The sequence below is a fragment of the Shinella sp. WSC3-e genome (genome assembly GCF_945994535.1).
In the GTDB taxonomy this organism is placed as follows: Bacteria; Pseudomonadota; Alphaproteobacteria; order Rhizobiales; family Rhizobiaceae; genus Shinella; species Shinella yambaruensis.
This window is the reverse complement of sequence record NZ_OZ000530.1, coordinates 3,489,990-3,506,805: the sequence shown is the minus strand read 5'-3', so window position 1 is coordinate 3,506,805 and position 16,816 is coordinate 3,489,990. Positions and strand designations below refer to the sequence as shown.

At 64.3% G+C, this 16,816-nt stretch carries 19 protein-coding genes and 1 tRNA gene; 14 read left to right on the top strand and 6 right to left on the bottom strand.

All coding sequences use genetic code 11. The features are described from left to right. The first annotated feature begins 245 nt into the window (after positions 1-245). Both AABF56_RS17305 and AABF56_RS17300 read left to right on the top strand, forming a co-directional pair. Complete coding sequence (locus AABF56_RS17305; RefSeq protein ID WP_272806891.1) at positions 246-803, top strand: biliverdin-producing heme oxygenase; 558 nt, start codon at positions 246-248, stop codon at positions 801-803. Continuing rightward, the gene (locus tag AABF56_RS17300; protein ID WP_272806890.1) at positions 790-3,357 is read left to right on the top strand and encodes an HWE histidine kinase domain-containing protein; all 2,568 of its coding nucleotides are present in this window, start codon (positions 790-792) and stop codon (positions 3,355-3,357) included. Before AABF56_RS17305 ends, AABF56_RS17300 begins: the two co-directional genes overlap by 14 nt. Positions 3,358-3,761: 404 nt before the next feature. Here the strand turns inward: AABF56_RS17300 and AABF56_RS17295 are convergent, their stop codons facing one another. Then, positions 3,762-4,031 (bottom strand): hypothetical protein, encoded by a 270-nt coding sequence (locus tag AABF56_RS17295; protein ID WP_272806889.1) that lies wholly within the window; start codon positions 4,029-4,031, stop codon positions 3,762-3,764. Between the two features lie 147 nt (positions 4,032-4,178). Next, positions 4,179-4,553 (bottom strand): hypothetical protein, encoded by a 375-nt coding sequence (locus AABF56_RS17290; RefSeq protein WP_272806888.1) that lies wholly within the window; start codon positions 4,551-4,553, stop codon positions 4,179-4,181. 162 nt (positions 4,554-4,715) lie between these two features. Between AABF56_RS17290 and AABF56_RS17285 the strand changes: the two genes are divergently transcribed. Beyond that, entirely contained in the window at positions 4,716-4,898 is a 183-nt protein-coding gene (locus AABF56_RS17285; RefSeq protein WP_272806887.1) for a hypothetical protein, read from the top strand. An 81-nt stretch (positions 4,899-4,979) separates the two neighbouring features. Here AABF56_RS17285 and AABF56_RS17280 read toward each other — a convergent pair. Beyond that, positions 4,980-5,064 (bottom strand) — tRNA-Leu (locus AABF56_RS17280). A 164-nt stretch (positions 5,065-5,228) separates the two neighbouring features. Here AABF56_RS17280 and AABF56_RS17275 point away from each other — a divergent pair. Next, positions 5,229-5,744, top strand: a complete 516-nt coding sequence (locus tag AABF56_RS17275) for a disulfide bond formation protein B (RefSeq protein ID WP_398431381.1) — start codon at positions 5,229-5,231, stop codon at positions 5,742-5,744. Between the two features lie 70 nt (positions 5,745-5,814). On the opposite strand, the gene AABF56_RS17270 is transcribed toward AABF56_RS17275, so the two are convergent. Both AABF56_RS17270 and AABF56_RS17265 read right to left on the bottom strand, forming a co-directional pair. Beyond that, a complete protein-coding gene (locus AABF56_RS17270) occupies positions 5,815-6,372 on the bottom strand; it encodes an HNH endonuclease (protein WP_024271138.1) in 558 nt (185 codons plus the stop codon). 106 nt (positions 6,373-6,478) lie between these two features. Next, positions 6,479-7,129 carry a DNA-3-methyladenine glycosylase family protein gene (locus AABF56_RS17265; protein ID WP_272806886.1) on the bottom strand — a complete coding sequence of 217 codons (651 nt, stop codon included), beginning with the start codon at positions 7,127-7,129 and terminating at the stop codon, positions 6,479-6,481. Between the two features lie 152 nt (positions 7,130-7,281). On the opposite strand from AABF56_RS17265, the gene gluQRS reads away from it, so the two are divergent. Beyond that, positions 7,282-8,190 (top strand): tRNA glutamyl-Q(34) synthetase GluQRS, encoded by a 909-nt coding sequence (gene gluQRS / locus AABF56_RS17260; protein WP_272806885.1) that lies wholly within the window; start codon positions 7,282-7,284, stop codon positions 8,188-8,190. On the opposite strand, the gene AABF56_RS17255 is transcribed toward gluQRS, so the two are convergent. Continuing rightward, complete coding sequence (locus AABF56_RS17255) at positions 8,137-9,081, bottom strand: YihY/virulence factor BrkB family protein (RefSeq protein WP_244769374.1); 945 nt, start codon at positions 9,079-9,081, stop codon at positions 8,137-8,139. The genes gluQRS and AABF56_RS17255 overlap by 54 nt on opposite strands. A 189-nt stretch (positions 9,082-9,270) precedes the next feature. Between AABF56_RS17255 and AABF56_RS17250 the strand changes: the two genes are divergently transcribed. The 9 genes from AABF56_RS17250 (at position 9,271) to cysT (ending at position 16,814) form a co-directional block, all read left to right on the top strand. Then, the gene (locus tag AABF56_RS17250; protein WP_272806884.1) at positions 9,271-10,119 is read left to right on the top strand and encodes an SDR family oxidoreductase; all 849 of its coding nucleotides are present in this window, start codon (positions 9,271-9,273) and stop codon (positions 10,117-10,119) included. Between the two features lie 101 nt (positions 10,120-10,220). Further along, positions 10,221-10,418 carry a twin transmembrane helix small protein gene (locus AABF56_RS17245; RefSeq protein ID WP_023514935.1) on the top strand — a complete coding sequence of 66 codons (198 nt, stop codon included), beginning with the start codon at positions 10,221-10,223 and terminating at the stop codon, positions 10,416-10,418. Between the two features lie 7 nt (positions 10,419-10,425). Continuing rightward, positions 10,426-11,004 (top strand): cob(I)yrinic acid a,c-diamide adenosyltransferase, encoded by a 579-nt coding sequence (locus AABF56_RS17240; RefSeq protein WP_272806883.1) that lies wholly within the window; start codon positions 10,426-10,428, stop codon positions 11,002-11,004. A gap of 34 nt (positions 11,005-11,038) precedes the next feature. Beyond that, positions 11,039-11,827, top strand: a complete 789-nt coding sequence (locus AABF56_RS17235; RefSeq protein ID WP_272806882.1) for a rhomboid family intramembrane serine protease — start codon at positions 11,039-11,041, stop codon at positions 11,825-11,827. Between the two features lie 183 nt (positions 11,828-12,010). Next, the gene (locus tag AABF56_RS17230; protein ID WP_272806881.1) at positions 12,011-12,760 is read left to right on the top strand and encodes an electron transfer flavoprotein subunit beta/FixA family protein; all 750 of its coding nucleotides are present in this window, start codon (positions 12,011-12,013) and stop codon (positions 12,758-12,760) included. A gap of 23 nt (positions 12,761-12,783) precedes the next feature. Beyond that, positions 12,784-13,713 carry an electron transfer flavoprotein subunit alpha/FixB family protein gene (locus tag AABF56_RS17225; RefSeq protein WP_272806880.1) on the top strand — a complete coding sequence of 310 codons (930 nt, stop codon included), beginning with the start codon at positions 12,784-12,786 and terminating at the stop codon, positions 13,711-13,713. A 148-nt stretch (positions 13,714-13,861) separates the two neighbouring features. Then, positions 13,862-14,734, top strand: coding sequence for a 3-hydroxybutyryl-CoA dehydrogenase (locus AABF56_RS17220; protein WP_244769380.1), 873 nt, complete (start codon positions 13,862-13,864; stop codon positions 14,732-14,734). A 142-nt stretch (positions 14,735-14,876) separates the two neighbouring features. After that, complete coding sequence (gene cysP / locus AABF56_RS17215) at positions 14,877-15,860, top strand: sulfate ABC transporter substrate-binding protein (RefSeq protein WP_244769381.1); 984 nt, start codon at positions 14,877-14,879, stop codon at positions 15,858-15,860. 132 nt (positions 15,861-15,992) lie between these two features. Next, complete coding sequence (gene cysT / locus AABF56_RS17210; protein WP_272806879.1) at positions 15,993-16,814, top strand: sulfate ABC transporter permease subunit CysT; 822 nt, start codon at positions 15,993-15,995, stop codon at positions 16,812-16,814. Positions 16,815-16,816: the final 2 nt, after the last annotated feature.

Here is a 16,816-nt window from a genome sequence, read left to right as displayed (position 1 = left end):
CCCCATGTCCGCGGCCGTGTGAACTATCAAAAAATGCGTTGAGCGCGCACGCCGCTTTTCTTTCTTACCCAAACGGTCCTGCTTGCACTTGTCGTGAGGGACGCAGCGACCTACCTTCCACGGCGATTTGTTCGCCGGTTCCGCTGCGTCCTGCCAGTATTTGATTGAGACGCCGCCGTTTCAAACAGAGGAAGGCGGGTGAATTGAGCATCGGGCGATGTTGGTATTCCCGATGTGGAGAAGAGATGGACGGTAGCGAACGACGCTTTGATCTGAGGAAACGCACGCGGACGGCGCATGAGCGATTGGATGCAGCGGTCGGAGGCTTCTGCACCATTGATGAATATCGGCACTATCTGATGGGGCTTGCCTGTTTCCGGGCCGCGATGGATGGGGCGTTGCAGCGTGTCGTCTGGCCGGCCGGCTGGTCCTGGCGTCCTACCGCCCTCGCCAGATCGCTTGACAAGGACGCAATCGATCTCGGCCTTCCGGCCGCGGGTGAGGCCAGCCACGACATCGCGCTTGCCGACCAAAGTGCCCTGCTCGGTGCGCTCTATGTGCTGGAGGGCTCCACGCTCGGTGCGCGGGTTCTTTGCCGGCGGGCGGCGGCGCTTGGGCTTGACGAGGCCTTTGGCGCGCGGCATCTCGCCGTCCTGTCGAAGGACCTGACGCAGTGGCACGCTTTTCTCCTGCTCTTGGACGAGGCTGGGGACTTCGACATCGACCAGGCTGCTGCGTCCGCCAATGCCGTCTTCGCGCTCGCGCTGCAATGCTTTGAAAGTGAACTTCTTGTCGTCCACTGAACCCGTCAATCTCGATACCTGCGACAGCGAGCCTATCCACATCCCGGGCAGCATCCAGTCGCATGGATGCCTTCTTGCCTGCGATATCGGCCTGACGAGGATCGAGAGGGCTTCCGAGAATGCACGGGCGGTTCTTGGCCACGACTGCAATCCGCTCGGCCGCAGCGCCGTCGACGTTATCGGACAAAAACTGCTGCATGACCTGCGCAACGCACTCGCAACGGCGTCGAGCGTGTCGCGGCCAGCGCTTCTTCTCGACATGGTGTGCGGCGAGCGCGTGTTTGACATCGCGATCCATCACTACAAGTCTGCCGTCATCATCGAGTTCGAGCCGGCGCCCTCCGTCGGCCAGCCGCTGCACATCGCGCGGGAAATGATCGGGCGCATCAGCGATATCATGGATGTCGATCGCCTCGTGCAACGCGCGGGGCGGATCGTTGCGGGCGCGACCGGCTACGACCGCGTGATGATCTATCGTTTCGAGCAGGACGGCTCGGGCAAGGTCGTCAGCGAGACGAAACGCGCGGATCTCGAGAGCTTCCTCGGCCAGTACTTTCCGGCGAGCGACATTCCACAGCAGGCGCGCACGCTCTATCTCAAGAACACGATCCGCGTCATAGCCGATACCAGCGGCGAGCGGGTGCCGGTCAGCCCCGTGCTCGACGCGTCCGGCGAGCCTCTCGATCTCAGCTTTGCGCATCTGCGCAGCGTCTCGCCGATCCATTGCGAATATTTGCGCAACATGGGCGTGGCGGCGTCCATGTCGATCTCGATCATCCTCGATAGCACGCTTTGGGGACTGATCGCCTGCCATCACTATTCGCCGCGCGCCTTGCCCATGGCGCAGCGCGTGGCCATGGAGGTGTTCGGCGAATTCTTCTCCCTGCACCTCAAATCACTCAAGGAGCGCCGGCGTGTCGCGGCCGTTGCCGGCACCCGCGAGGCGCTCGACCGGTTCCTCATCCTATCGTCCCATCACGAGGACGTCGGCGAACTGCTGCGCCAGAGCCTGCGCGAATTCTCCCGGCTCCTGCCGAATGACGGTGTCGGCGTGATGTTCGAGGGAAAGTGGACGTGTCTCGGCGCCACCCCGCCGGAGGACGCGGTCCCCCATCTCCTCGGTTTCATCAGGATGGTCAGCGAAGGCCGCGTATGGGCGACCCATGCGCTGTCGCAGAAGGTGCCCGAAGCCGCGGCCTACGGCGACCGCGTGGCCGGCGTGCTCGCTATTCCGCTCTCGCAGACAGGATCGGATTGCCTGCTCTTCTTCCGAAAGGAACTGGTGCAGACGCTCGACTGGGCGGGCAATCCGGAAAAGACCTACGAGACGGGTCCGCTTGGCGACCGGCTTACGCCGCGCAAGAGCTTTGCGATCTGGAAGGAAACGGTGAAGGACCAGGCTCAGGCCTGGACGGAGCCCGAGCGGGAAATTGCGGAAATAGCGCGGGTTTCCATCGTCGAGATCGTTCTGCGCCACAACGAACTGATGGCCGGCGAGCGGCGCAAGTCCGAAGTGCGGCAGCGCATGCTGAACCAGGAACTGAGCCACCGTGTGAAGAACATCCTGGCCGTCATCAAGTCGCTGGTGACGAGCCCGCAGCATCACAAGAGCACGCTTGAGGACTATGTCGCCACTCTTCAGGGCCGCATCGAGGCCCTCTCGGTCGCCCATGACCAGGTGGTTCGCGGCGATGGCGGCGGCATCCTCGCCGAGCTGCTGCAGGCGGAACTTCAGCCCTACAGGGCAAAGGCATCGACCATCAGCCTTTCCGGCCCGTCCGTCTGGCTCGACAGCCGGGCCTTCTCCGTCATGGCGCTGGTGTTTCACGAACTCGCGACCAATGCCGCCAAATACGGGGCCTTGTCGATGGCGACGGGCTCCGTGGAGATTTCCTGGGCGATGACCGGGGAGGCCGTCTGCGAGATCCGTTGGCGCGAGCAGGGCGGCCCTGTCGTGCATGTTCCCTCCCGCAGCGGCTTCGGCAGCGCATTGATCGAGCGGAGCGTTCCCTACGACCTCAACGGCGAAAGCACGATCCGCTTCGAGCCGTCCGGGCTGGAAGCCGTCTTCAGGATTCCGCCCCCGCATGTGAAGCTCGCGTCATCCGGTTCGGGGCCGGCAACGCGCATGGTGGATGACACGTCCGAGCGACCCAACGCTTTGAGCGCAGCCGATCCAGCGGTGCTCATCGTCGAGGACCAGATCCTCATAGCCCTCGACCTGGAGGCCATGCTCGCCGATGAGGGCCTGTCGAAGGTTGCGACCACCAGCTCCGTCAAGCAGGCAATGGCACAGATCGAAGCCAACCCGCCCGACCTTGCTATCCTCGATATCAATCTCGGCCCGACGAACTCCTTCGCCGTCGCCGAAGAACTGCGCAAAAGAGGGACGCCCTTTGTGTTCGCGACAGGCTACGGAGAGGGCGCAGAACTCCCTGAAGCATTGGCAGGCGTTCCCATCGTGCGCAAGCCTTATAGCCGGAACGCGATCGTGGCGGCACTCGGATCCCTGATCGAAAGTCAGCAGCCGGGTCCCGGCAGGGACAAGAGCTGAGCGGAGACAACTTGCAGGCGCGGATAATTAGGGGAGCATGCCGGCCGCTATCGACTCCGCCGCCCGGACGATGCATCTTCTCGTTGTCGGACCAGGGGAGATGTTGTGTTATGGCTCGGCAGCTCGCTTTGATTTTCATTATCGGCGTCATTGCCTATGCCTGTTTTTGGGCGGCGTGGACGTGGTTTTGATTGTGGGGGGCAATCTGAGGAGGGCGGGTTGAGTTTGGATGACTTCATTCGCATCCTCAGGTGTGATGGCGCGATTGCATATGCCCTCGTCGGGTTGGTCTTTTTCTCGGTCGCTTGTGAAGTCACATCGCGGATTCGGAGCTGGGACGGCTATCTCTCGCGCTTCTGGTTCGTCATATACGGCGCGGCCGGGTTCCTGCTCGGCGGTGCGATCTATCTGCTGACCCGCGGGCATTGTGCAGCCAGCGCTCCGGTCGTTGCCGTCCTGTCGCCCTTGCCGCTCTGAAATCCCTGCGTTTCGTGGTCGAGGGCTTCGTTCCCGGCATGGTCTCCGGCCATATCCAAGGCCGCTCTGCTGGCCTTGGCGAGATCTGCAATCCCTTCGGCAATGCGTAGCAGGTCCCGCGCCGCCCGCTGCCTTTCTTCACGAACGATATCGTCGATCGCTTCTTTCAGAACATCGCGTGTCGTGTCCATGTCCAACAGCGCCTCCATCACTGCGATGACAGGGAGAGGCCCGCCGAGGGCATGGGGATGCTTTACGGGCCTCTCTTGCCGCATGCACAGCGGCTTGGCAAACTTGGCTTCCGCCAGATGAACGGCGGATGAACACGCATGTTTCGATGCCGGCTACATCACGCCGTGAACCTTGCATCGCTCGTCCAAGCCGGCGGCGTCCGCCGAGGCAACCATGTCCATGACGGTGAACAGAACGGTGTTGAACGTCTCGCTCGAAACGTGGGTCAGCTTGCCGATAAAGCGGCGCTGTTCACCGCCCCTGGCAATACTGAAAGTACCGCAGACATAGGTTCCTCCGCCACTTTCGGCCGCGGCTGTCGCCTCCACGAGTTTCGATCCTTGTTGCCCGGAAGAGCGATCAATCCCTGCCTCTATCGCGGCCTGGTCCTCGGCGGTCAATGCATAACGGCCCGTTTGCGGGGTTAGTACCTCCTCCGGCGCGGGCGTCTGGCATGACACCAAGGTCATGGCAAAGAGTACGGTCACAGCTCGTCGCAATGTCTTGCCTCCTGAGATGCGAAGGAAAATATCACCGCATCACGTTCGGTCAAATATCCTCCGGCGTCAGCGGTTTGCGCATCGCGTCATCGAACGCGCCAAGGGAACATTGCAGCGTCGGGCCGGTTCTCATATCGAGAGGAGATGAACATGACCGTTGAGACCGAACATTCCGGCCCGAAGACGCCGCCCGAGCGCTCGCCCGACCTGCCCGAGGATGTGCCGCAGCGGCCTATCGAAGAGCCGGCCCCCGATGTGGTGCCGGATGATATTCCCGAGCCCGGCCCGGATGTTCCCGATGTGCAGCCGGTGCAGGATCCGCCGGCACGCTAAGTCGCCGCAATCCTTGAACGATGGGGTAAATCTGCCACATTGGCTGCAACGCCTGAGAAACCGGCATTTCCTGAAAAGTTATGGTGCCCCATGCCGGAATCGAACCAGCACTCCTTTCGGAACTCGATTTTGAGTCGAGCGCGTCTACCAGTTCCGCCAATGGGGCACGGCACTTGCAGCCATCGCCGTTTACACGATGCGTTCACGGGCGGCAACCGGCAAATCCGCACGCGCTTATGATCACATATGCGTGCGGGTGATTTACAACGTCGCCTCACCTGATAGAACTCGGCGCCGTTCCGCCGGCATCCCCGCCGGCCCGATTGGACAATGCCGATGACCGCATCCCTCGACCTTTCCCGCAAGACATCCGCAGGCCTCCTGACGCTCGGCATGGCGGCGACCGTGGGCGGGGCGCTCGGCTTCGAGCATATCGGCGGCTATATTCCCTGTGCGCTCTGCCTGTTGCAGCGCGATCCCTACTATTACGGCATCCCGGTCGCGATTGCCGCGCTGCTGTCGGCGCTCTTCGGCGGCCCGGCCTGGCTGACGCGGCTCCTGCTCGCCATCGCCGGCATCATGATGCTCGTCGGCGCGGGCATGGGCGTCTACCACGCGGGTGTCGAATGGGGCTTCTGGGAGGGACCTGCGACCTGCGCGACCTCGGCGCAGGGCGTCACGCAGAATGCCGGCGATCTCCTTGCCGACCTCAATTCCAAGCACGGGCCATCCTGCACGGAAGCCTCCTTCCGTTTCCTCGGCCTCTCCTTTGCCGGCTGGAATGTGATCGCAAGCCTCATCCTCGCCGCGATCGCCTTTTCGGGCGTGCGGTCGGCGAAAGCTTGATATCCCCGCAACCCGGTCGCAAATGCCTGTGGGTGCCGCAAAAACGCCTGGCGTCTCTGCGATTCCGGCATCAGGGCTGCAGTTCGACGTCCCAGTAGAGATAGTCCATCCAGCTTTCGTGCAGATAGTTGGGTGGAAACAGTCGCCCGTTGTTGTGCAGATCCTGAACCGTCGGCTGGTAGGGCTTCTGATGCGGGTGCATGCCCGCCTGCTTCGGCAGCTTGCTGCCTTTTCTCAGATTGCACGGGGAGCAGGCCGCGACCACGTTGCACCAGGTCGTCTCGCCGCCATGGGCGCGGGGGATGACATGGTCGAAGGTCAGGTCGTCCGGCGACCCGCAGTACTGGCATTCGAACCTGTCGCGCAGGAACACGTTGAACCGGGTGAAGGCCGGGTGGCGTGACGGCTGCACGTATGTTTTCAGGCACACGACGCTTGGCAGGCGCATCGTGAAACTCGGGGAAGACACCGAATGCTCGTATTCGGCGATGATGTTTACGCGGTCGAGAAACACGGCCTTGATCGCGTCCTGCCAGGACCAGAGCGACAAGGGATAATAACTCAGCGGCCTGTAGTCAGCATTCAGTACAAGGGCTGGCAGGGCCTGTGGTGAAACAGAAATCGTCAAGGGCTTCTCCTGATCGATTCGGCATCTGCCCTTCTATATTAGGCCCGTTGTTACAGCATTGTGAAGCGGGAAAGGAAAAGCGAAAACAAGCTATTTCGCGGGAAGCTCAGCCTTCGAGCACCGGCACCGCCTCGCGGCGCATCTCCCGGGAATAGTAGGCCCAGAACAGCCGGGCGGAGACGCCGCGCCAGGGCGACCAGCCCTCCGCGATCCGGTCAAGTTCCTGCGGGCTCGGGCGCACGGCAAGGCCGAGCGCATGGGCCACCGCGTTTTGCAGCGCGATGTCGCCGGACGGGAAGATATCCGGATGGCCGCCGCAAAAGAGCAGGTAGACATCCGCCGTCCAGCGGCCGATGCCCTTGACCGCGGTCAGCCTGCGACTGGCCGCTGCCGCCTCCATGTGGCAGACCGCGTCGAGATCGAGTTCGCCGCGGTCGACCATTTCCGCGGCACGGCGCAGCGTCTCCGTCTTGGCGCGCGAGAGGCCGACGGCGCGGCAATCCTCGTCGGAAAGATCGAGGATATGGTGGGGCGTGATGTCGCCGGCCGTCTTCTCGAGCCGATGCCAGATGGCGTCCGCGCTGGCGCGCGAGACCATCTGCGCGACGATGATGCCGGCAAGGCCGCGATAACCGGGCGAGAGACGGCGAAGCGGCACGGGGCCGGCCTTGTCGATGACGGTGAAAAGGCGCGCGTCGAGCAAGGCGAGGTCGACGAGACCCGCTGCGACATCCGCATCCGTCCTGATCATGTGCAACTGCATTTTCCCGAGCGGCCTCGACCCCCTGCCGTCACCGCGGCCTTTGCGGTTCAGGTCTTCACTTGTCCCAAGACCCTTGGCAAACCGCTGCGCGCCTCTGCGCGGCATGCTTTGGTGGCGTAACGCACCTCTTCGTGCCAGAAGACCTCATGCAAACTGCTTTGTCAAAAAATCGTGTCTTCCGGTTCGCGCCGAGCCCGAACGGCCTTCTGCATCTCGGCCATGCGCTGTCGGCGATCCTCAACCACGACCTTGCCGCGGCCTGCGGCGGGCGCTTCCTGCTGCGCATGGAAGACATCGATCCCGCCCGCTCGCGGCCCGAATTCGAAGCGGCGATCTATCGCGATCTCGCCTGGCTCGGCCTCGACTGGGAAAAGCCGGTGCGGCGCCAGTCGGAGCACCTTGCCTTCTACGGCGGGGCGCTGGAGCGGCTGAAAGCGATGGGCGTGCTCTATCCGGGGTTCCTCAGCCGCGGCGAGGTGAAGGCGCGGGTTCTGGCGCAGGAGGCCGCGGGCGGCGTGTGGCCGCGCGATCCCGACGGCGCGCCGCTCTATCCGACGGAGGAGCGCTCGCTCGACCGGGACCGGGCGCTCGGCTGGATCGCTGCAGGCCGCCAGCACGCCTGGCGGCTCGACATGGAGAAGGCGCTGGCGCTCGTGCCGGAGGCGCTCTCATGGTCGGAGGCGGGCGAGGGGCCGGAGGGCGAGACGGGCACCGTCGCGGCGCGGCCGGAGCGCTGGGGCGATGTCATCCTCTCGCGGCCGGATGCGCCGGCGAGCTACCACCTTGCCGTGGTGCTCGACGATGCGGCGCAGGGCATTACCGACGTGGTGCGCGGGCAGGATCTCTTTCATGCGACGGCCGTGCACCGCCTCCTGCAAAGCCTGCTCGGCCTGCCGGCGCCCTCCTATCGGCACCATGGGCTGGTGCCGGGGCCGGATGGGCGGAAACTGTCCAAGAGCAACGAGGATACCGGCCTTGCGGCCTATCGGGAAAGGGGCGTGTCACCGGCCGGCATTCGCGCCCTGCTCGCGGGCTATGGCTTCGTCCTCCATTGAATCCTCCTCGGGCTGCGGCGGTTTGCGCACGCCGCGGATCCGGTCGAGGATCAGGTGCTTCACCCGGTATTTCATCAGCGCCGCGTTGATCTCCGCGCCGATGATGAAGATCGCCCCGACGATGTAGAGGAAGACCAGCGCGATCATGATCGAGGCGAGGCCGGCATAGGTCGAGACATAGTTGGCGAAGGTGGCGAGGTAGGAGGCGAAGGCATAGGCGCCGATGCCCCAGGCGATGAGCGTCACCAGGATGCCGGGCAGCACGTCGGCGATCTTCCGTCGGCCGGCCGGTAGCCATAGATGGGCGATCAGGAGGCCGACGAGCAGCACCAGGATGGTGCCGAACAGCCCCCAGCTTTCCACCCAGGAATAGACATACGTGAGCCAGGGCAGCCAATCGCCCGTCGCCCGGACCGCAAGGGGCGCGGCGACGAGCACGATGCTGATGACCGCCAATGCCAGGACGCCGGCGATGACGAAGCCGAGGCTGGCGAGGCGCGTGACGTACCAGTAGCGCGTCTCGGCCACCCGGTAGGCGCGGTTGAGCGAGACGCGCAGCGCCTCCACCCCGTTCGAGGCGAAATAGGCGGCGGCGAGCACGGAGACCGTCAGCAAGCCGCCGCGCGGGATGGTGAGCACCGCGACGACCTCGCGCGAGATCGGTGCGGCGATCGATTCCGGCCAGGTATCGAAGATCAGGTGCACGGCGGTTTCGGCGAACTGGTCAGCGCCAAGGAAGGAGCCGAGCGCCGTGCCGAAGATCAGGAAGGGGAAGATCGCCAGCAGCGTCGAGAGCGCGACATGGCTCGCCATCGCCCAGCCGTCGTCTTCGGAAAAGTGCCAGATCGCATCGAAGACGACCTTGTAGGCAAGGCGAATGGCGGTCGGCATCGGCAATCTCGGTCCCTCGCGGCCGTCTTCGGCCGTCTCTCGCATTGTCTGCCCGGGCATAACCCCTTACATCGGGATCGGTTCAAGGGCGACCCGGATTATGGTCCGCCACGCGCCCGTGCATCGGAACGACGTGCGGCACTGGTGGTGAATATGGGAAACACGAGCAGATTTGTACAGGAAACCGCCATGCCTTCTTCAAATGCGTCAACGCCGCCGAGCATCATCGTCACGGGATGCTCCTCGGGCATCGGCGCCCATTGCGCCCGGGCGCTGAAGGCGGAAGGCTGGCGCGTCTTCGCGACGGTGCGCCGGCAGGAGGATCTGGCGAGCCTCGAGGCCGACGGCATCGAGGTGCTGCTGATGGACTATACGAAGCCGGAGACGATCGCCGCGCTTGTCGAGACCGTGCTGGCGCGCACCGGCGGCCGGCTCGATGCGCTCTTCAACAACGGCGCCTACGGCCAGGCCGGTGCCGTCGAGGACCTGCCGGTCGAGGCGCTGCGGATGCAGTTCGAAACCAATGTCTTCGGCTGGCACGACCTGACGCGGCGGGTGATTCCCGTCATGCGCCGGCAGGGTTCTGGACGCATCGTGCAGTGCTCGTCGATCCTCGGCATCGTGCCCTATCGCTGGCGCGGCGCCTATAACGCCTCGAAATTCGCGCTCGAGGCCCTGTCGCTGACACTGCGCATGGAGCTTGCGGGCTCGGGCGTGCATGTCAGCCTCATCGAGCCCGGGCCGATCGCCTCGCGTTTCACGGCCAACGCGCTGACGCATATCGAGCGGAACATCGATCTTGAAAATTCCGTGCATGCGGAAGAGTATCGCCGCCAGTTGCGCCGGCTGCGCGGCGAGGCAAAGCCCGCGCGCGGAAAGCTCGGCCCCGAGGCGGTGCATGCGGTGCTGCGCCACGCGCTGACGGCGAAATCGCCGCGGCCGCACTATATCGTCACGATGCCGGCCAAGCAGGGCGTGCTCCTGAAAAAGCTGCTGCCGGCGGCGCTCTTCTATCGGATCATCGGCAAGCTTGGCTGACGCGGCGCGGCGTCGCAGGGGTTTCGCCTGCAAAAAGCGTGCACTTTGCGCGGAATGCCCTATGTGAATAGGGCTGACGGAAATCAAATCGGATCGTTGGCATGTCTTCCTTCCTTACCTTCATGACCCTGCTCGTCATGGGCCTCGTCGCCATCGTGCTGGTGCGCGGTCTCGTCAACATGGCCAAGGGCGGCAGCGGCAACACCTCGAACAAGCTGATGCAGCTTCGCGTGCTCTTGCAGGCGATCGCGATCGTCCTCATCATGCTGACGCTCTGGATCACGGGCGGCGGGCGCTGAGGGGAACATGGTCAAGCTCAACAAGATCTACACGCGCACGGGCGATGACGGCACGACCGGCCTCGTCGCCGGGCCGCGCCGCAAGAAGCATGACCTGCGCGTCGAATCCTATGGCGAGGTGGACGAGGCCAATTCCTGCATCGGCCTCGTGCGCCAGCATCTTGTCGAGCATCCCGATCTCGACGCGATGCTGATGCGCGTCCAGAACGACCTGTTCGACCTCGGGGCGGACCTGGCGACGCCGGAGACCGGCAAGAGGCTCGACTACGAGCCGCTGCGCATCGCGCAGGCGCAGGTGGACCGGCTGGAGCGGGAAATCGACCTGCTCAATGCCGATCTTCAGCCGCTGCGCTCCTTCGTCCTGCCGGGCGGAACGCCCGCGGCGGCGGCCCTGCACCTTGCGCGCACCGTGGCGCGCCGGGCGGAGCGGCGGATCGTGGCCTTGCAGGCCTGCGAGGGCGAGGCGGTCTCGGCCGCGGCCGCGGCCTATATCAACCGGCTCTCCGACTTCCTCTTCGTCGCCGCGCGCTGGGTCAACGACAAGGGGCGTACGGACATATTGTGGGTTCCGGGTCAGAACAGGTAAGCTCGCTTCCAGCGCGCCTCGGGGAAGGGGATCCATGTTCATACCGCTGCACGATGCGAACGCCCTGAAATACATCAAGGTGCAGTATGTCACGATCAGCCTGATCGTGATCAATGTCGCGGTCTGGCTGGTGACGGGCCTTGCCTCGACGCAGGCCTTTTCCGACGCGACGGTGGTCGGCCTCGGCTATATCCCCGCGGTCGTCTTCGATTTCGCCGACTTGGAGCCCAGTCTCGTGCTGGTGCCGGAGGACGCGACCTACATCACCTATGCGTTCCTGCATGGGGACTTCATGCACCTTGCCTCGAACATGCTGTTCCTCTGGGTGTTCGGCGACAATGTCGAGGATGCGCTCGGCCATGTCCGCTTCCTCCTTTTCTACCTCCTCTGCGCGGCGGCCGGCGCGCTGGTGCACGGCCTCGTGCAGCCGGATTCGGAGGCGCCGCTGATCGGTGCCTCGGGGGCGATCTCCGGCGTGGTGGCGGCCTATTTCCTGCTGCATCCGAAGGTGCGCGTCTGGGTGCTGGTGTTCTTCCGCATTCCCCTGCCGCTGCCTGCGGTCATTCCGCTCGCCTTCTGGATCGCCCAGCAGTTCTACATGCTGGTGGTCGACGGCGACAGCGGTGTTTCCTGGGGCGCCCATGTCGGCGGCATCCTCGCGGGCGCGCTTCTCGTGCTCGTGCTGCGGCGGCGGGGCGTGCCGCTGTTCGACCGGACCATCGTCACGCCGAAGGCGGTGCGGCATGTCGAGGCGACGCCCGTTGCCAGCAGCGAGGAGGCTGCCTCCCGGCCCTCCGTGCCGCCGACCCACTGGGGGCGGTGAGCGCGTCGCGATGAGAAAATTGACGTGAACGTAAAGGTAATTTATAACCCGTCCGTTTTCGCGTCGGGGGAGGCCGTGATGCATTGTAATTGGGGAAAAAACGCGTATCGATGTCGCCAACCGACAATCAGGGCGCCTTTCAAAGGCGCATTTTCCCTCGCGGGCATTTGAAGGAAGGAAGCCATGAAGATCTTGGTGCCAGTCAAGCGTGTCGTCGACTACAACGTGAAGATCCGCGTGAAGGCGGATGGCTCGGGTGTCGAGCTTGCGAACGTGAAGATGTCGATGAACCCGTTCGACGAGATTTCGGTGGAAGAGGCGCTTCGGCTGAAGGAGGCGGGCAAGGCGGAGGAAGTGGTCGTGGTGTCGATCGGCCCGGCGAAGGCCGAGGAGACGCTGCGCACGGCCCTTGCCATGGGCGCAGACCGGGCGGTGCTGGTCGAGACCGAGGACCAGGTCGAGCCGCTGGCGGTCGCCAAGATCCTCAAGGGCGTGGCGGAAGCAGAAGCGCCGGGTCTGGTCATCGTCGGCAAGCAGGCGATCGACGACGATTCGAACCAGACCGGCCAGATGCTGTCGGCGCTGCTCGGCTGGGCGCAGGCGACCTTCGCCTCGAAGGTCGAGATCGGCGATGGCAAGGCGACCGTAACGCGCGAGGTCGACGGCGGCCTGCAGACCATCGAGGTCAAGCTTCCGGCGGTGGTCACGACGGACCTTCGCCTCAACGAGCCGCGCTACGCCTCGCTGCCGAACATCATGAAGGCGAAGAAGAAGCCGCTCGACAGGAAGACGCCCGGCGACTTCGGCGTCGATACCGCCCCGCGCCTCAAGGTCTTGAAGACGGAAGAACCGTCGGGCCGCAAGGCGGGCGTCAAGGTGAAGAGCGTCGCCGAGCTGGTCGACAAGCTCAAGACCGAAGCCGGCGTGCTCTGAGAACGGAAAGGGAGAACATCATCATGGCCATTCTTCTTCTGGCAGACCACGACAACACCCACCTTTCCGACCAGACCGCCAAGGCGCTGACGGCGGCGAGCAAGATCGGCTCCGACGTGCATGTGCTCGTCGCCGGCAGCAATGCGAAAGCTGCGGCCGAACAGGCGGCGAAGCTGTCGGGCGTGACGAAGGTTCTGCTCGCCGACGATGCAAGCCTCGCCAACAACCTCGCCGAGCCGCTGGCCGCGCTGATCGTGTCGCTTGCCGGCAGCTATGACGCCATCGTCTCGGCCGCCACCTCGGTGGGCAAGAACGTCCTGCCGCGCGTTGCCGCCCTGCTCGACGTGGCGCAGGTCTCGGAGATCGTCGAGGTCGTTTCCCCCGACACGTTCAAGCGTCCGATCTATGCGGGCAATGCGATCCAGACGGTCCAGTCGACGGATGCGAAGAAGGTGATCACGGTGCGCACGGCGTCCTTCGCCGCGGCAGGCGAAGGCGGCAGCGCAGCGATCGAGACGGTCTCGGCCGCGGCGAACCCCGGCCTTTCCACCCACATATCCGACGCCCTCTCCTCGTCGGGCCGTCCGGAGCTGACATCCGCGAAGATCATCATCTCGGGCGGGCGTGCGCTCGGCTCTTCGGAGAAGTTCCAGGAGGTGATCCTGCCGGTGGCCGACAAGCTCGGCGCGGCAGTCGGTGCGTCCCGCGCTGCGGTCGATGCGGGCTATGCGCCGAACGACTGGCAGGTCGGCCAGACGGGCAAGGTGGTCGCCCCTCAGCTCTACATCGCCTGCGGCATCTCGGGCGCGATCCAGCATCTGGCGGGCATGAAGGACAGTAAGGTGATCGTGGCGATCAACAAGGACGAGGAGGCGCCGATCTTCCAGGTCGCAGACTACGGCCTCGTCGCAGACCTCTTCGACGCCCTGCCCGAACTCGAAAAGGCGCTTTGAGCCGGCTTTGGGTCCGGCTTTCGCGACGATGATTTCACTGGAAAAATGCGTCGCGGCGCTTTATCACTTCACCGGGCCGGCTCGCCGGCCCGGTGTTTTTTTGCCGACGCGGTAGAGGCGTAGGCGGTGCGATGGGGCGATAGGCGCTATGATCAAGAACGTCGGTATTGTCGGTGCGGGCCAGATGGGATGCGGGATCGCGCACGTCTCTGCCATGGCCGGGTACAAGGTCCATATCTACGACCTGTCGCCGGAGCGCATCGAGACCGGGCTCGCCACGATCAACGGCAACCTCGCCCGCCAGGTTTCCTCCGGCAAGATGACCGACGAGGAGCGCAAGAAGGCGCTCGCCCTGATCAAGGGGTCGGCAGACATCAACGACCTCTCCGACGCCGATCTCGTCATCGAGGCGGCGACCGAGGACGAGACCGTCAAGCGCAAGATCTACGGCCAGGTCTGTTCGGTGCTGAAGCCCGAAGCGATCCTTGCGACCAACACCTCCTCGCTCTCGATCACCCGGCTGGCGTCCGCCACCGACCGGCCGGAACGCTTCATGGGCATCCATTTCATGAACCCCGTTCCGGTCATGAAGCTGGTGGAGCTCGTGCGCGGTATCGCGACCGAGGAAAGCACGTTCTCCGCCGCCAAGGAATTCGTCGCCAAGCTCGACAAGACGATCACCGTCGCGGAGGATTTCCCGGCCTTCATTGTCAACCGCATCCTGTTGCCGATGATCAACGAGGCGATCTACACGCTCTATGAGGGCGTCGGCTCGGTGGAAGCCATCGACACGGCGATGAAGCTCGGCGCCAACCATCCGATGGGCCCGCTCCAGCTTGCCGATTTCATCGGCCTCGATACGTGCCTGTCGATCATGCAGGTGCTGCACGACGGGCTCGCCGACTCGAAGTATCGTCCGTGCCCGCTGCTGGTGAAATATGTCGAGGCCGGCTGGCTCGGCCGCAAATCCGGCCGCGGTTTCTACGACTATCGCGGCGAGGTTCCGGTCCCGACGCGCTGAGCGGCCGGACATTCCCCGAGCCGTCCCTTTCAGGGAAAAATGTTTCGCCTGCTGCAAGCGCCACGGCAGGCCATGCCTCGGATCGGAACCGGCCGGTCGCTATTGTCTGCCCGAATTCAGGTTCCATTCGGGGTTTTTTCAGATGAAACGTTTGCTCCTTCTCGGCGTGGCTCTCCTTGGCCTCGCCGCTCCGTTCTCCGCGCAGGCCGCCGACAAGCTGCTCAACGCTTCCTATGACGTGGCGCGCGAGCTTTTCGCTGCCGAGAACGAGGCCTTCGTGAAGGCGCATCCGGGCGTCACCGTCGACCAGTCGCATGGCGGCACCTCCAAGCAGGCGCGCGCCATCGTCGAGGGCCTCGAAGCCGACGTCGTGACCTTCAACCAGGTGACGGACATCGACTTCCTCGTGAAGAACGGCTTCGTCGCGGAAGGCTGGCAGCAGAAGTTCCCGAACAGTGCCTCGCCCTTCTATTCCTTCCCCTCCTTCCTCGTTCGCGCCGGCAATCCGAAGAACATCAAGGACTGGTCCGACCTTGCCCGCGACGACGTGAAGGTCATCTTCCCGAACCCGAAGACCTCGGGCAATGCGCGCTACACCTATCTCGCCGCGACCGCCTATGCCAAGGAGGCGTTCGGCAACGACCCGGTCAAGGTCGAGGAATTCGTCACCAAGATCTTCGACAACGTGCCGGTCTTCGACACGGGCGGGCGCGCGGCGACGACGACCTTCGTCGAGCGCGAGATCGGCGATGTCATCATCACCTTCGAGGCGGAGACCAAGTCGATCGCCAAGCAGTACGGCGAGGACAAGTTCGAGAGCGTCGTGCCCTCCGTCTCGCTGCTCGCCGAATTCCCGGTCGCCATCGTCGACAAGGTGGCCGACGCCAAGGGTAGCCGGGATCTTGCAAAATCCTACCTCGACTTCCTCTATGCGCCGGAAGGCCAGAAGATCGCCGCCGAATTCGGCCACCGCGTCCATGACGAGACGGTCGCCGCCGAATTCAAGGACCAGTTCCCGGAGATCCGCCTGGTGAACGTCGATGACGTCTTCGGCGGCTGGAAGAAGATCTCCGAGGAGCACTTCGCCGAAGGCGGCACGCTGGACAAGATCTACGGCAGCCGTTGATCCCTCGACCTTCGTTCTATTGCGACCGGCGGGCGAAAACCCCGCCGGTTGTGGCGTGAAAAGGGCGCAAATCCCGGCGGAACAGTGCGTCCCCATGCTTTTCATGACATTGCTTGAGAAAGGAAGCGCCTCTTGAGACGGCGTGTACTGCCCGGATTGCCGCTCGCGCTCGGCATAACCCTCGTCTATGTGGCGATCATCGTCGTGCTGCCGCTGGCCGCGCTCGTCTTCAAGGCGGCGAGCCTCGGGCCTGAGGACTACTGGCGCATCGTCTCGTCGGACCGCGCCTTCGCCAGCTACCGGGTCACGGTGCTCTGCGCACTGGCGGCGACGGTGTTCAACCTTGTCTTCGGCCTGTCGCTCGCCTGGGTGCTGGTGCGCTACCGCTTTCCCGGCCGCCGGCTTGTCGATGCGCTTGTCGATCTGCCCTTCGCGCTGCCGACGGCCGTCGCGGGCATCGCTCTCACCACGCTTTTCGCCACCAACGGCTGGTTCGGCGGGCCGCTTTCGCTTCTCGGCATCAAGGTCGCCTATACGCCGCTCGGCATCATCGTCGCCATGAGCTTCACCAGCATCCCCTTCATCGTGCGCACGGTGCAGCCGGTGCTGGAGGAGCTGGATCCGGCGCTGGAAGAGGCGGGGCAGACGCTGGGGGCGAGCGACCTGTCGATCTTCACCGGCGTCATCCTGCCGCTCCTGACGCCGGCGCTTCTGGCCGGTGTCTCGCTCTCCTTCGCCCGCAGCCTCGGCGAGTTCGGCGCCATCATCTTCATCGCCGGCAACCAGCCGTTCTCCACCGAGATCACGGCGCTGCTCGCCTTCATACGGCTGGAGGAATACGACTACCCGGCCTCCGCCGCGATCGCTTCCGTCATGCTGCTGACGGCCTTCGTCATGCTGGCTGTCACCAATTTCATGCAGGCCCGCGCCCTGCGCTACACGGCAAGGGGCTGACC